Source organism: Brasilonema bromeliae SPC951, assembly GCF_012912135.1.
GTDB classification, from domain to species: Bacteria; Cyanobacteriota; Cyanobacteriia; order Cyanobacteriales; family Nostocaceae; genus Brasilonema; species Brasilonema bromeliae.
On sequence record NZ_QMEB01000177.1, the window covers coordinates 1 to 14056 of the forward strand.

General features: G+C 42.5%; 12 protein-coding genes, 1 tRNA gene and 2 pseudogenes. 6 read left to right on the forward strand and 9 right to left on the reverse strand.

What is annotated here, in order from left to right; genetic code table 11:
* Positions 1 to 126: 126 nt before the first annotated feature.
* The 3 genes from DP116_RS19990 to pds form a co-directional block, all read right to left on the reverse strand.
* Positions 127 to 218 (reverse strand) — tRNA-Ser (locus DP116_RS19990).
* Positions 219 to 331: 113 nt separating this feature from the next.
* Entirely contained in the window at positions 332 to 1264 is a 933-nt protein-coding gene (gene crtB, locus DP116_RS19995) for a 15-cis-phytoene synthase CrtB (protein ID WP_169156839.1), read from the reverse strand.
* A gap of 80 nt (positions 1265 to 1344) precedes the next feature.
* Positions 1345 to 2796 (reverse strand): 15-cis-phytoene desaturase, encoded by a 1452-nt coding sequence (gene pds, locus DP116_RS20000; RefSeq protein WP_169156840.1) that lies wholly within the window; start codon positions 2794 to 2796, stop codon positions 1345 to 1347.
* Positions 2797 to 3513: 717 nt separating this feature from the next.
* Between pds and DP116_RS20005 the strand changes: the two genes are divergently transcribed.
* Positions 3514 to 4236, forward strand: coding sequence for a hypothetical protein (locus DP116_RS20005; protein ID WP_169156841.1), 723 nt, complete (start codon positions 3514 to 3516; stop codon positions 4234 to 4236).
* A 133-nt stretch (positions 4237 to 4369) separates the two neighbouring features.
* On the opposite strand, the gene DP116_RS20010 is transcribed toward DP116_RS20005, so the two are convergent.
* Complete coding sequence (locus DP116_RS20010) at positions 4370 to 5209, reverse strand: alpha/beta fold hydrolase (protein ID WP_169156842.1); 840 nt, start codon at positions 5207 to 5209, stop codon at positions 4370 to 4372.
* 434 nt (positions 5210 to 5643) lie between these two features.
* Here DP116_RS20010 and DP116_RS20015 point away from each other — a divergent pair, with 434 nt between their 5' ends.
* From DP116_RS20015 to DP116_RS29545, 3 genes and pseudogenes are all read left to right on the forward strand, one after another.
* Positions 5644 to 6075, forward strand: a complete 432-nt coding sequence (locus DP116_RS20015) for a helix-turn-helix domain-containing protein (RefSeq protein WP_169156843.1) — start codon at positions 5644 to 5646, stop codon at positions 6073 to 6075.
* Between the two features lie 57 nt (positions 6076 to 6132).
* Positions 6133 to 6843, forward strand: a complete 711-nt coding sequence (locus DP116_RS20020) for an RNA-guided endonuclease InsQ/TnpB family protein (RefSeq protein WP_339381501.1) — start codon at positions 6133 to 6135, stop codon at positions 6841 to 6843.
* Between the two features lie 19 nt (positions 6844 to 6862).
* Positions 6863 to 7009, forward strand: a pseudogene (locus DP116_RS29545) (D-glycerate dehydrogenase); the annotation flags it as partial.
* Positions 7010 to 7202: 193 nt separating this feature from the next.
* Here the strand turns inward: DP116_RS29545 and DP116_RS20025 are convergent.
* From DP116_RS20025 to glgA, 5 genes and pseudogenes are all read right to left on the reverse strand, one after another.
* The gene (locus tag DP116_RS20025; RefSeq protein WP_169156844.1) at positions 7203 to 7766 is read right to left on the reverse strand and encodes a Uma2 family endonuclease; all 564 of its coding nucleotides are present in this window, start codon (positions 7764 to 7766) and stop codon (positions 7203 to 7205) included.
* A 277-nt stretch (positions 7767 to 8043) separates the two neighbouring features.
* Positions 8044 to 9180 (reverse strand): RNA-guided endonuclease InsQ/TnpB family protein, encoded by a 1137-nt coding sequence (locus DP116_RS20030; protein ID WP_169156845.1) that lies wholly within the window; start codon positions 9178 to 9180, stop codon positions 8044 to 8046.
* Between the two features lie 4 nt (positions 9181 to 9184).
* A complete protein-coding gene (locus tag DP116_RS20035) occupies positions 9185 to 9793 on the reverse strand; it encodes an IS607 family transposase (RefSeq protein ID WP_169156846.1) in 609 nt (202 codons plus the stop codon).
* A gap of 246 nt (positions 9794 to 10039) precedes the next feature.
* Positions 10040 to 10597 (reverse strand): annotated as a pseudogene (locus DP116_RS20040) (PRC-barrel domain-containing protein); the annotation flags it as partial.
* A 242-nt stretch (positions 10598 to 10839) separates the two neighbouring features.
* On the reverse strand, positions 10840 to 12315 hold the full coding sequence (gene glgA, locus DP116_RS20045) for a glycogen synthase GlgA (RefSeq protein ID WP_169156848.1): 1476 nt from the start codon (positions 12313 to 12315) through the stop codon (positions 10840 to 10842).
* Between the two features lie 760 nt (positions 12316 to 13075).
* Here glgA and DP116_RS29550 point away from each other — a divergent pair.
* Entirely contained in the window at positions 13076 to 13297 is a 222-nt protein-coding gene (locus tag DP116_RS29550) for a hypothetical protein (RefSeq protein WP_246275718.1), read from the forward strand.
* Between the two features lie 53 nt (positions 13298 to 13350).
* Positions 13351 to 14056, forward strand: a 706-nt coding sequence (locus tag DP116_RS20055; RefSeq protein ID WP_339381502.1) for a transposase, incomplete at its 3' end; no start/stop codon positions are given.

Below are 14056 nucleotides of genomic sequence, written 5' to 3' on the forward strand. Positions count from 1 at the left end.
TGTTAACCGTTACTAATATCGAAATCATAGCATATTTCCGCAATACCTACTCAAATTTGACTAGTTTTGAAGAGAAATGCGTAGGAATTATGTTACAGTTTCCAACCCTTATTTTTTCTTAATCAACGGAGAGGGAGGGATTCGAACCCTCGGTACAGCCTTACGAACTGTACAACGGATTAGCAATCCGTCGCTTTCGACCACTCAGCCACCTCTCCAGGGTCACGAGGATTAATCTTAACAGAGTCTAAGGTGAAATGTCAATAGTTTATTTGTCATTTGTCATTCGTCACTTGTTATCACAAACGAGAAAGGACAAATGACAACTTTCTCATAAGACTTGTGCTCGTAACCATGCCGCTGGCAAAGCACGTAACTTTTGCCATTGAGGCACGTAAGCACGTCGAGTGAACACATTGTAATCGTTGCGTTCAATGATATTCAAAATTCGACTGTAATGCATCAAAGATGCCCATACTGGTAAGCGAGCATCGGCAGATAGGTAAGAGATTCCCTTTTCTGCTTTAGCGTAAAATTGGCGTGCCCGTGCAATTTGAAAGCGCATTAGCGATCGCCAGCGCTCATCCACCACTCCTTTAAACAGGTCTTGCTCTGTGTAGTTAAAGCGCGCCAAGTCTTCTTGGGGAATATAAATCCGCCCCCGCCTTGCATCCTCCCCGACATCTCGTAGAATATTGGCGAGTTGATGGGCTATCCCCAGAGTAATCGCTTCTTCTGTGGGGATATACGGCTGTTGATGGCAATTCCACGGAGCCGTGTTTGTGGAGGTGTCAACCCCCATCACTGCTGTTGACATCAAACCGACTGTTCCAGCAACGCGGTAACAGTAAAGGTGTAACTCCTCAAAGGTTTCGTAGCGACTACGGTATAAGTCCATACGCTGACCCGCAATCATATCCCTAAAGGGCTGAATGTCTATCGGGAAACGCTGAACAGTATCCACTAAAGCGACATCAATACTATCCAATGGCTGTCCAGCAAAAATCGATTCCAGTTGCTGTTCCCACAGATCCAAAGTTTCTGGTGTCGTTATAGCAGATGCGGGACCATCCACGAGTTCGTCTGTACGGCGACACCAAGCATAAATTGCCCAAATGTGTTTGCGCTTTGGCTTCTCAACCAGCAAAGTGCCGATGTAAAAAGTCGTGGAATACTTGACTATAAGCTGGCGACAGAGTTTGTAGGACTCGTCCACAGAGACCGGTGTTTTCATGCGAGGGATGGAATCAGGCAGTTGCAGCATTCGTTGCAGGCTGAAGGGTTTGCATTTGCAGGCTTTTTGAATTTGCCACCGGATGTGCTTCAGCAGTCGTGTAGCGCGTCCTACCGACCCAAAGCTTTTTCAGGCGTTTGGCTTGTTTCCTCGAAACGAGGAAGGGGTTTTCCTTCAGAAAATCCCTCGGCGGTATTACGGACGATCGCCTGCGCTGTCAGCTTACCAGAAAGTACGGCACCTTCCATACTCCCTAGGTAACGTTGCATTGTGTAACTTCCTGCTAAATAAAAGTTAGCAATTGGGGTCACTTGTGAGGGACGATACTCTTGACGACCAGGCGTTGCTTTGTAAACTGAGCGTGGCGTCTTCACGACATGATACTTTAGCAGCTTTGCGGGATTATCTCCTGTAAAATCGTCAGGAAACAATTTTTCTAGTTCCGCAACAGTTGCTTGCAAAATCTCTTCATCTGATTTTGCAATCCAATCTTTTGCTGGGGCTAGAACTAATTCCAGCATTGAACGGTCGGGGTTGGCGTATTCGCGGCAGGTGTTACTCATATCAGCATAAACACTGAGCAGGGGCGATCGCGAGAATAGCAGATGGTCAATTTTAGTAAGTTTACGGTCAAACCATAGCTGCAAGTTTATCACTGGCACACCCTCTAAACCTTCCAATTTTTGGAAAAATTCAATTTCTTTCCAGGGTGTAGGTACCAAAATCTTCATCACGTCAACCGACATTGCCGATACGTAGGCATCCGCCGTAAATACTTCATCTTCTGCCCCATTCAACCCCCGAATCACAAAATGCTTGACTGTGCCATCGTCATTCAGCACAATTTCTTTGAGCGGTGCATTCAACCGCACTTCTCCACCCCGTGCGGTAATGTGATCAACGATTGGCTGACACAGCCGTTCCGTAGGAGAGCCGTCCAGAAAAGCCATTTTTGAGCCGTTCTTCTCTTGCAAAAACCGATTGAGAGCCGTTAGAAGAATTGTCGCCGAAATTTCATCAGGATTTATGAAGTTCAGCGCCTTAGACATGGCGATAAAAACTTCCTTTTCCACTCGTGGCGGGATGTTTTGTTTTTTCATCCATTCCGACCAAGAATACTTGTCCATCTCTTCTACATAACGCTGTCCCAGAATCATCGCTGGTAGCAAACCGATACCAAAGCGAATTTTTTCTGGCCATGTGAGCATGTCGTTATTCCGCAGAATAGCTACTATGCCATTCAAAGGTGCTGGCACATCGGGAAAATCAAAGCGACTGTAAGTCCCTGGATTATTAGGCTGGTTGAAGATCATGGTGTGTTCTTTCCACTGCAATCTGTCTTCAATGCCCAGTTCTTTGATGAGTTGCAACATATTGGGATATGCCCCAAAGAAGATGTGCAGCCCGGTTTCATACCAGTCACCGTCTTTGTCTTTCCATGCTGCTACTAACCCCCCCAACACGTCTCGGCTTTCCAAAACAATAGGAGTGTGCCCTGCATCTGTGAGATATTTAGCACAGGAAAGTCCTGCTAAACCCGCTCCCGCGATCGCTACTCGCATTTAACCTTACTGCTCTTGAATATTTTTAATTGTTTTATCGTTTTCATTATACTTTGCAATCCGTTACATTTAGCAGTTTTTCGGTGATCGCTTTTTCAGATTCGCTGCCTCCTTCTGGGAGCATCGTCCATTACTAGCGCGGCTTGTTCAAGCACAATCTCTGTCTTAGACTCTTTTATACCCCAACACACTTGAGTTAACAATACACTTCCATTAAGAAGATTTTTCCCTTGGCGTAGGCAGTTGCAACCCAAGCGCAACAGACAACCCTTTCCACAGAAGTGTCCTTTGCTTCTACATTTCATGTACTTTCTTTTACCATATGACACAATAATATAAAAATCCTGATACATTTCACTCTCTTGACTCAGAAACTGCTTTTTTCTGATATTTCTGGCATTCTTGTGAGAAAAGTGGACAAATTTTAAGGAGAAACTCTGACACAAGAACATAGTAAGTCAACACTTAGAAAAGTCATCCCGAAACCTTTAGTGGAGGTATGTAAAAGAGATAAAGGAAAGGCTAATGGACTTTTGGCTCTGACATGACTTGTCGTCTTTTAATAGTGTCAACTTTGACACAGTATTAACATGTGACTCTAAAATATAATTTTTGTTAAATTTTTTGAATAACAAAAATGGTAGTTTTATTTGTCTGCCATCAATTTTACTGTTATATAATACTGGAAAATAACTATATTAAGAGGATATTAAAGCTGTGCGTAATGATTTACAAGGATTAGAGATTGGTCAAAAAGAACTCCAAAAATTGACTAATTTGCCTGTGAACGATGAACTGATAATTCTTATTCATCCTATGAAAAGACTACTGAGTCAAATTATAGAAAGAGCCAAAGGTTCTGAGGCTGCTACGGTAGTTTTTCTTGGAATGACAACACTAGTTTTTAGTTATGTCGCATTTGATGTTATTATCAGAGTATTTGCTCATTGGGTGACGATACCTTCCTGGCTACTATTGGTCATATCTAGTTGTTCAGTAGGAATTTTGACACAAATATTCTTTTATTTTTTATGGAAACAAAGAAGTCGTACTGTCACTCAAAATATGACACATTCGCTGAAAATTCTCTTGAATGATGTTGAGAGATATAATGCTGTTATTAAAGCAATAGACATCAACGACCAAATAGAAGCGGCAGGAAATTCCGGAGTAAACTTGAAGGAAAGAAACAAAGTTATAGAAGCACTAAAACTGACAAGAAATGATCTAGTTAGGGCATTAAAGACAGAAAAAATACTAAGAGAAAATAAAAAATTTATTGTTAGCAAATTAGAGTTGTTTGCTGATAATTTAGCAACATTAACAGCAATGCAAGTCAGCGAACAGGCTAGTGAACACGGGCGATTGCTCAATGAAGCATTGCAGATTGCATTGGATGTACAACAAGAAATGAAAAGTTTACAGAGTCAGGGATCTTAAGGCTGTAAAGTCTTAAGAAACACAGGGAACAGGGAACAGGGAACAGGGAAAGAGTGTTTCTTTCATTCATAACGGGTGGCGCGCCACCCGTGGAGAACTCTTAAGAATCTCCGATCCTGAAAAACGGACAGTGTCAATATCTATGCTCTTGCAAAAAAGCCTTCACAGTTTGGTTAAACGCCTCAGGCTGTGTTAAAAAGGGCCAATGATTACCAGGGACTTGACAAACGCGTAAATTTTTCAGATTAGTTTTGTAAGGTTGGAGTTGCCAATCTTTGCGGTTAAGTCCTTTTTCTGGCTGCACAAACAAGGTGGGGATATGAATGGGGGTTGTAAAACCGGGAGAGAGCATCACTTCCTCAAAAATTCTATCGCGAGCGGTGATGGTAAATTTACTACCCCAAGTCCCATCGCTTTTTTGTTCAATACTTGCTTGAAAAACTTGCTGTTGTAAGGGACTCCATCCTTGAAACTGATTTAACAGACGCGCTTGCTGTTGGGCTGACTCGTAACTAGCAAATGGTCCCATACCTTTGAGAAAGGATAAAAATTGGTACAAAAGGGGAAAAGTAAGCTTGAAAAAGCTGGGTATTTTCCAAATAAAAATGGGATCGACCAGAACGATACTCCGTAAACGCTGCGGATTGATCCTTGCCCATATAACAGCTAGTTTACCTGTCCAAGAGTGAGCGACAACATGAGTAGCTGACCATCCCAAGCTATCCATCAGTGCTTCTAAGTCGGCGATCGCACTCTCAAAACTATAATCTCTCTCAGGTTTCCCACTCTCACCATGACCGCGCATATCTGGGGCGACTATATGGTAGTCTGATGATAGCTCATCTCCTAGGCTCGACCAAACCAAGGCATGGTCGGCTAAACCGTGTAATAGGAGTAAAGGTTCTTGACCTTGGTTCCATTCTAAATAAGAAAGTTGGATATCAGGTTTCGAGAAGGTTTGACGTATTGGCATGATCGCAGATTCACCAGACTTTGACAGGATTTTCACTTCTACAGATTTACAAATCGATTCATTTCTTTTACTTTCTTATCAAACCAAACCGTTTCTACACATCCGTAGATTTTATTCTGTCTGACAATAAAACAATCTAAAAAGTAAGGAGTGAACTACCTACACCTGTCTCTTGTATAGACTAGGTGTAGGCTTTTAGTAACCCTGAACGGTCTGTACTGAGATGACAGCACAAACTGTTTGAGCCTGTGGGACTGTTTACGGGGCGTTGCTAATATGGTTTATCAGTTGCGAACCTTAGTTTACTGAATCTTTGACTTTGTGTCCTTTTGAGAAATTGGACATGAATGGTCGCTCAAAGATTAAGTAATATCAAGTTCGGATAAACACTTATAATAAACATAGAATCGTTGCAGTGTATCTATTTAGGTCTCATGCCCAAACGGATTGCGATAAGCCGGAGGCTTGACGCTCCGCGTATCGCCAACCACCTAAGTGCGGAAGAACTGTTAATTCGTTATCGTCAGGCAACACAACCAATTGAGCATAGTCATTACCAAATAATGTGGTTATTGGCAACAGGAAAAACACCTCAAGAGGTGGCGCAAGTAACTGGTTACACGAGAATTTGGATTTATCAGTTAATAAAACGTTATAACTCAGATGGTCAAAAGGCTTTAGGAGATAAACGGCATCATAACCCAGGCAGAGAAGCGAATTTAACAGATGTGGAACAAGCTCGACTTTGGCAGGTACTTTCAGAGAAAGCCCCAGATGGTGGATTGTGGAATGGTCGTAAGGTGGCGGATTGGTTAAGTGAAATCACAGGAAGACACATAATATCAAGTTCGGATGATTACTTATAATTAAGCCGCCCTTGTTTTTGGCCACCAGTGGTAGCAAGTTAGTCCTTGAATTAAGTGGTGCTGTTTCATAATTTCTTGGCAACGAGTGAGGGAACTAAGCTACCTGCCCTAAAATCGTTTCGGAAGTCCGAGAAACGATTAGCTAAAGTATCGCGTCGCAAGGAGAAAAAACGTAAAGGTAGCAAAGCACGTCGTAAGCTCGCCAAACGCCAAGGACGCGAACATCAACGTATTGCCAAAGCAAGAAAAGACCATGCTTTTAAGACTGCTCATGAGTTGGTACGAACAGGCAAGAAAGTTTTTGTCCATGAGGACTTAAATCTAAAAGCCTTGTCAAAACGCAACAAGACGAAACAAGATGAGGATGGTAAATTTCTACCAAACGGACAGACAGCCAAGTCAGGCTTAAACAAATCTTGGAATGATGCAGCATGCGGACAGTTTTTTATAACCCTGGAACACATAGCCGCAAAAGCTGGGGCTAGGGTCATCGCAGTTACCCCTGCATACACATCTCAATTACTAGCGTATCGTGACGAGATAGTCTTCACTGACTGCGATACGCGCTTTTACTGGGATGCTGAACTTTCGCTTAACGTTGACCGCGATATAAACGCGGGAATCAACATTAAGCGCGTTGGGCTGGGACTGTTCCCAACGCTAAAACGCCGTAAAGGGAATCTAGTAGTGGGCGACTCTACTACCAATAGTACCTTGAAGGAAGTTCTGGAAACGTTACGAGCGTGCCAGAAGCCTACACCGACCTGAGTACAGGTACGGTGTAGGTAGTTCACATAACCTGATTATTACACCTCATATTGGCAGTGCCAGCCGTCAAACACGAGAAAAAATGGCAAACATGGCGATCGCTAATCTCATTGCTGGGTTGGAGGGGGAGCGATTGCCTAATTGTGTCAATCCTGAAGTTTATTAATAGTATCTAGAACTCTATCAAGGCAACTTTGAGGGGTAGAAAAAAACCACAAAGACGCAAAGAGCGCAAAGGAAGAGGAAAAGAAAATGAATTTAAAAGTTGATAAACCAAGCATTGTTGGTTTGGCGGACTACTAAGATATAAATCCAAAGAGCTTCATACAATTTTACAATCTATTTTTTAGGAATTGCTGCTAGAAAACGACATCTTCGTAAAGCTCCGCGATCGTTCCTTCAAACTTAATACTGTGTAGTCGAAATGATTTATTTTCTGCTGTGTAAGATTGTAAAACCCACAGCCCTTCATCATTACGGCGGAAACACTCGACTCGCTGACGTTTGGTGTTAATTAAAACATACTCTTGGAGACTTTCTAAAGTTTGGTAATCGGCGAATTTGTCTCCTCGATCAAAGGCTTCAGTGGAGTCAGATAAAACTTCGACAATTAAATAGGGAAATTTTTTATACGCAGGAGTTTCCTGATCTCGTTGGTCGCAAGTCACCATCACATCAGGATAATAATATCGATTTAGAGATTCAATACGTGCTTTCATGTCAGCGATGTAAACACGACAGCCTGAGCCACGTACATGATTACGGAGAAGTGTAGCAAGGTTGAGAGCAATAGTCACATGGGAGTCAAGCGCTCCAGCCATTGCGTAGATATAGCCGTCGATGTATTCATGTTTGATGTCGCTTTGTTCCTCCATTTGGAGGTATTCCTCAGGGGTGAGATAGATTTCAGGTGAAGCAACCATATTTAAGACCTCAAGGTTAAGCAGAGCAAACGCACTTTAAAGTCGCACATATGTTGTTGATATAAAGTTAGATTCATGCACATGACCGAACAATCAGATTGATCATGATACGCCAAGACTTGGTTGAAATCATTATGGACTTGGAATCGGGGGAGAACCGCCAGTATCATCGTTTTCCAAACCCCACTCGTCATCGTCCCATAGGTCATGCGTAACTATACCGCTCTACAAAACTTGGACAAAGTTAGACATAACGTTGTCCGGTCTGCTTCCTGCTTCATCCAGAACCGTCGGCGGCACTCTGTTCACAGGCGTGAATTCGGTTAGAGCTTAACCTACTAAGATTAATTGCTGCGTTCAAATCTCGGTCTATCTGACAGCAACATTGTTCACAAACGAAAACTCGTTCAGATAAACTGAGTTCTTGTTTAATATGACCGCAATTAGAACAGGTTTTACTTGATGCAAAAAACCTGTCTGCGATGATTAAACTACTGCCATTGAGCTTGCATTTGTATTCAAGTTGGCGTCGGAATTCATAAAAACCCATATCCGCAACCGAAGCTGCCAATTTATGATTTGCCAACATTCCCGACACGTTTAAATCTTCTATCACTACTGTTGCGTGGTTCTTGCTTAAATAGGTAGTTAATTTATGCAACGTATCTCCACGAATGTTGGCAATTTTTCGATGTAGTTTGGCAACATCTATTACCGCAGAGTACCAATTACTTGAATGCTTGACTTTCCGACTCAATCGACGTTGTAGTCTCGCTAGTTTTTGGCGATACTTTCTATAACTTTTGCTTCCATTAACAACTTCTCCTGTAGAAAGAGTTGCTAGAGATTTAACTCCTAAGTCAACTCCAACTACATCCATGTTTTTTTCTGTAACCAGAGTTGATACTTCTATCCGCCAAGAAATAAACCATCTATCAGCTTGACGACTAATAGTAATATTTTTTGGGCAATGACCAATTGGTAGTTTTTCATAAGTCTGCAATATACCAATTACTGGTAATTGAATTTTCTTTTGTTCTAAGACCTTAATTGTTCCATCTAACGTAAAAGAATCATCACGACCTTTTTTCTTAAATTTCGGTCTACCTCCCTTTTTACTAAACCATTTTGCAAAACCTTCTCTCAATGCTTTCAATGCATACTGTGGCGCACATTTACTGACATCTTTATACCATGAATTCTCCGGCTTGACTATGGCTACTAACCATTTATGTAAGTCAATCGCTGTTGGAAATTTAATCTTTTTATCTGGATGAAGTCGATTGTGGTCAAGAATTCCTAAACACAAGCCTAATCCCCAATTATATGCGTGTCTTGCAGTACCTACGTGTTTTGCTAGTTGGGTACGTTGATAATTGTTCAGGTTGAGTTCTGTCTTGAATCCGAGCAACATCACACTACTTTAAATTATTTGCTACTTCTTTAAGCTGTTTGACTATTTGTTTATTTTTATGACTTCTTGACCCATATAATCGCGCACTAAATACTGTTATTATTTCTAACACATCTTGTGCTAAATCTTCCTCAAACGTTGAATCTTCTGTACGATTAATCACGATAACTTCAACTCCAAATATTTCACATATTGTAAAAATTAGCTCTGACCCAAAGCGTAATAGTCTATCTTTATGAGTGACAACCAATCTTTCTACTTGGTATGAACATATCAACTTGATTAACCGTATCAGTCCTTTTTTACGGTAATTTAAGCCACTGCCTAAATCTTGAATGATTTCAAAACACCAACCATGTTTAGCGCAGTACGTCTCTAAGACAATTACTTGACGTTCTAGGTCTTGCTTTTGCTCATAACTACTGACACGCGCATAACCAATTGTTAAGCTGCCATCTGTTTTTGTCCCAAGCAATTGTGAGATTTCAAATCGCCTGTGACCTCCCTCTGTACGCACAGACTTGATTTTTCCTTCCGCCTCCCAACGTCTGATTGTCTTGGTACTGACCCCAAGTAGTTCTGCTGCCTCCTTTACCCCAATAATATTGGACATTTATTCATTATAATTTGATGACTGTCCAATATTATCTAATTTTGTCCAATTATTTCACTTCTGTTGTCAGCCCTTTTTGTTTCGCTCCCACGGTGTGCCGATACTCAGCTGCTCGGCGGTATCGTTTGGTCTTGGTCCTGGTTTAGGTCGCCGTGGACTTGGAATCGGCCCAGAACCGCCAGTGTCATCGTTTTCCGAGTCCCATTTGTCATTTTTCCATAACTTATGGGTAACCATACCCTTTTTGTTTCGCTCCCACGGCGGCGTGCTGATACCCAGACGCTCCAGCAAACCGACTGTTAACTGGGTGAGCCGTTCTTCTGCTCCCTCAAACACAATCAACCTGTTGGAACCAGTGCTAACGATTTCGTCCACTGAAAGCTCGTAGGTACTCAAGAATTGGTCGGGAATGTACGGTAGTCTCAAAAAAGCGATGACTATAGAGTAAATCTTTCCTGTTTCCCGATGAAACTTGAAGCTCTGTATCCTGCCTAATATTTCACCGGTTTCTGTAATAATCTCGCAGTTAATGAGATTGCTGTAACCTTCAACGTCAATATCTTCAATTACATTTTTATTATCAACTAGGATCACCTCACCTATCTGATTGATGTTGTCGAAGTATATATACCGAGGCGCACCAATAAACGCGATCAGGTTGTCTAGCAGACTAACAGCCATAACCTGTCGCTGCTCAATATCTACCCACAATTGACTCACCACCCCTAATTGTTCGCCATTGTTACGGGTGATTACCTTAGTGTTTAAGATGTCGGAATGTCTAATAATTTGTTGTGATCTCATTATGCGGAGTCCTGCAATTCTCCGATTCTTATTCATCAGCTTAACTCAAGATAATCCCCCCAACCCCTGCGACTAAACTTTTTTCTCATCTCTCCCCTGCAAGCGGGGAGTTGGAGGAAGTGGAGGGGTATGGGGGGATTTATGAGTTCCAGTGATAAACTAAGCAACTACCATTAGACATCTCCTAAAACTAATCTCAAATCCTTGGTCTGTTTGGGCTGATGTTTAATTTCTGGAGATGTCTATTTATGTCGGATACGGTCGTAAATCTTTACGTATTCTTCTCCTGGATGATTCCAAGAGTAGTCATACTCCATACCTGCAAGGGCAAGTTTGCGGAACTCTTCTGGGTTGTTGTACCACAACTTCAAAGGACGTTCCAACGAAAATTCAAGCGCATGATAATCTGACTGGTAGAACACATATCCATTGCGTTCTTCTGGTGGTTTGGTTTGGTCGTAGTCTTTATCAAACACGGTATTAACTAGTCCACCGACTCCCCGGACTATAGGTACAGTACCGTACTTCAAGCCAATCATTTGAGTGAGTCCACAAGGTTCATAATTACTGGGGACAATAATCATATCTGCCCCAGCATAAATGAGGTGGGATAATTCTTCGTTAAAGCCAAGTTCTAAATGAATATCAGGATTATTGTTCAAAAAGTCTTTCTCATGGCGGAAATGATTATTGATGCTTGACTCTGTTGCTGAACCCAACAGCACAAATTGTGCTCCATTATGGAGGGCGTAATACATTGCGTGATGGACAAGATGAACGCCTTTTTGCTCATCTAAACGACCAATGTAGGAAATGATTGGCTTCTCAACATCCTGCAATAACAGCCGCTCTCGTAAAGCTTTTTTATTCTTGGCTTTTTCTTGAAAATTGTCTTTGGTGTAGTGAGAGGGAATGTAGCGGTCTGTTTTCGGATTCCAAAAATCACAATCAATGCCGTTGAGGACACCAGTGAATCTATCTTGGTGTAGATGCAAGGTGTGACCTAATCCATAACCAATGTTGGTGTAACGAGCTTCCCAAGCGTGGTGTGGTGAAACTGTCGTCACAGCATTGGAATAAACAATGCCCCCTTTCATAAAGTTCAGGGCAAAAGGATTGAAGTTGTCCTGGAGCTTATCATACTGGAAGTAGTATGCCTCTCGGTTTAAACCCGTTGCCCAGAGAGTATCGACTCCAGCAAACCCCTGATGCTTGAAGTTATGAATGGTGTAGCAAACCCGTTGGTACTCCATTCCATGATATTTGTACATTTCATACAGCATGACAGGAACTAAACCCGTCTGCCAATCATGGCAATGGATAATATCCGGTCGCTTGTTACTCTGGAGCAGAAATTCCAAAGCGGCTTTACTGAAGAACGCAAAGCGCATATTGTCATCGTTAGACCCGTAATAGCAGCCCCGATTGAAGAAATTATCCTCAGAGTGGGGTTCAATAAAGAAACACAGCCGCCCGTGTACCCAACCACAATAGACTGAACAGTGAATTGCACCGTTATACCAGGGCACCCATAAGTTAGTGAAAGCGTCATGGAGTCCCCAAATGTGGTCATAACGCATGCAATCATACTTTGGCAGAATGAGTTCGACGCAATGTCCCCGGTTTTCTAGTTCCCTGCTGAGTCCGTAAACAACATCGCCTAAACCTCCAGCTTTGATAACAGGAGCGCACTCCGAGGCAATCTGTACTATGTACATTTCTATCCTCGCTTAATAAAAATTTATTTTTATTATCCTTTCCATGATGACAGAAAAGATGTATCCATTGGCAAGTCACTGACCCCGTCATTAGGTACAAATCTTAGGAAATAATGCAGTTTGTATCATTTGTTGCCAAAAAATTTTAACCAAAAGCTTTTCAAAAGTAAAAAATTATGCAAAAATGTATCCTAAGTTAGGTTTACAAATATTGTAAGGCGTATTAATGCAGTCCAGAATTTAGATTGAATGTGCATGGAGAGATTGAAGTTCGTTTGTTAACACTACCCAAGGGCGATAAGCAAGTACAACAGATGAAAAGTAGACTTTCCAAGCTGCTTGAGCAGGACGAAAAATAAGCTTTCTAAACGTTATTTTCTGGAGTTTAGACTAAAGGGCAGGCGATTGCCGTAGGCAGAGCTTCGCTTAACGTTAACAAAGGAAAGCAGGTGTTGTTGGTATAAAATTTTTGGAAGGGGAGTTTGTAATTAACACAGACCCCCTTCGCCGGAAGATGAGAGAAGAACCACCAACTCTCACGCCCCCAAGATGAAACTAGCCAAACTCCAAGAATTACGCCCGTGCTGCTTACAACTATTTAGGCAAGGCACATGATGCTACGCAATGAAGCTGATAGATGCTATATTGCTGACCCGTAACGCTTACAGTTTGGCAGATTTATCCCTGTCCCCGGTTTTTCGCCGTAAGTGGCGCAGCATTTACGTTCGCGTTCGCGCAGCGTGTCCCAAGGGGACTCAGCGTGTCCCAAGGGGACTCAGCGTTACAAGATAGTAGACCACAACGACAAAAATTGATGCAGTTATACATCAAGCAGATGCCAGCAAAGGGACGTCTCTTACTAGCAGGCGACCACACCGCCTGGTCTCGCCCGGATGCAGTGACACTGCAAGAAAGGACAATTGAGCATAGCAACACGCTTTGTGCCAGGAAATCGACCAATTACCATTGGTCAGGGATATAGTACCATTGCTTGGATACCAGAGGATTCTGGCAGTTGGGCATTACCCTTGAGACATGAACGCATCACAAGGAGCGGAAAGCCCTATTGAGAAAGCAACTTGGCAACTACAACAGGTGTGCGAACATTTGCCCAGCAGACCGATTTCTGTTTGGGACAGTGAGTATGGCTGTGCCCCTTTTGTTTTGAAGACTGCTAACATTGCTACAGATATTCTTGTCCGTTTGCGTTCAAATCTTTGTCTATGGGGAGCACCTCCAGTGTACTCTGGTAGAGGGCGTCCCAGAAAGCATGGCGATAAGTTTAAGCTGAATGAACCTTCTAGTTGGGGTGAAGCAATTCAAAGTTTGGAGGTTAACCAGCTCAAACTGGGGCGGGTAAGAGTTAGCTTATGGGAAAATTTACACTTCCGTAAAACGGCTACGCGCCCGATGTCATTAATCAGGGTTGAGCGTCTTGACCAACAAGGTTGCTTAAGAGTGTCAAAACCTTTATGGTTGGCTTGGGTAGGAGAACAAATGCCTCCACTATCTGAAGTTTGGCTACTTTATTTGCGTCGCTTTAGCGTTGACCACTGGTATCGTTTTTTAAAGCAACGCCTGCACTGGACTCTCCCCAAGCTTAGTACCCCAAAACAGTGTGTTCGCGTAGCGTGCCCGAAGGGCATACGTTGGAGTGAGTTGATGCCAATGATTAGTTGGGAACTGTGGTTAGCTCGTGATATTGTGAGACCAGCGCGCATGAGGCGTTTTCCCGCCGTAG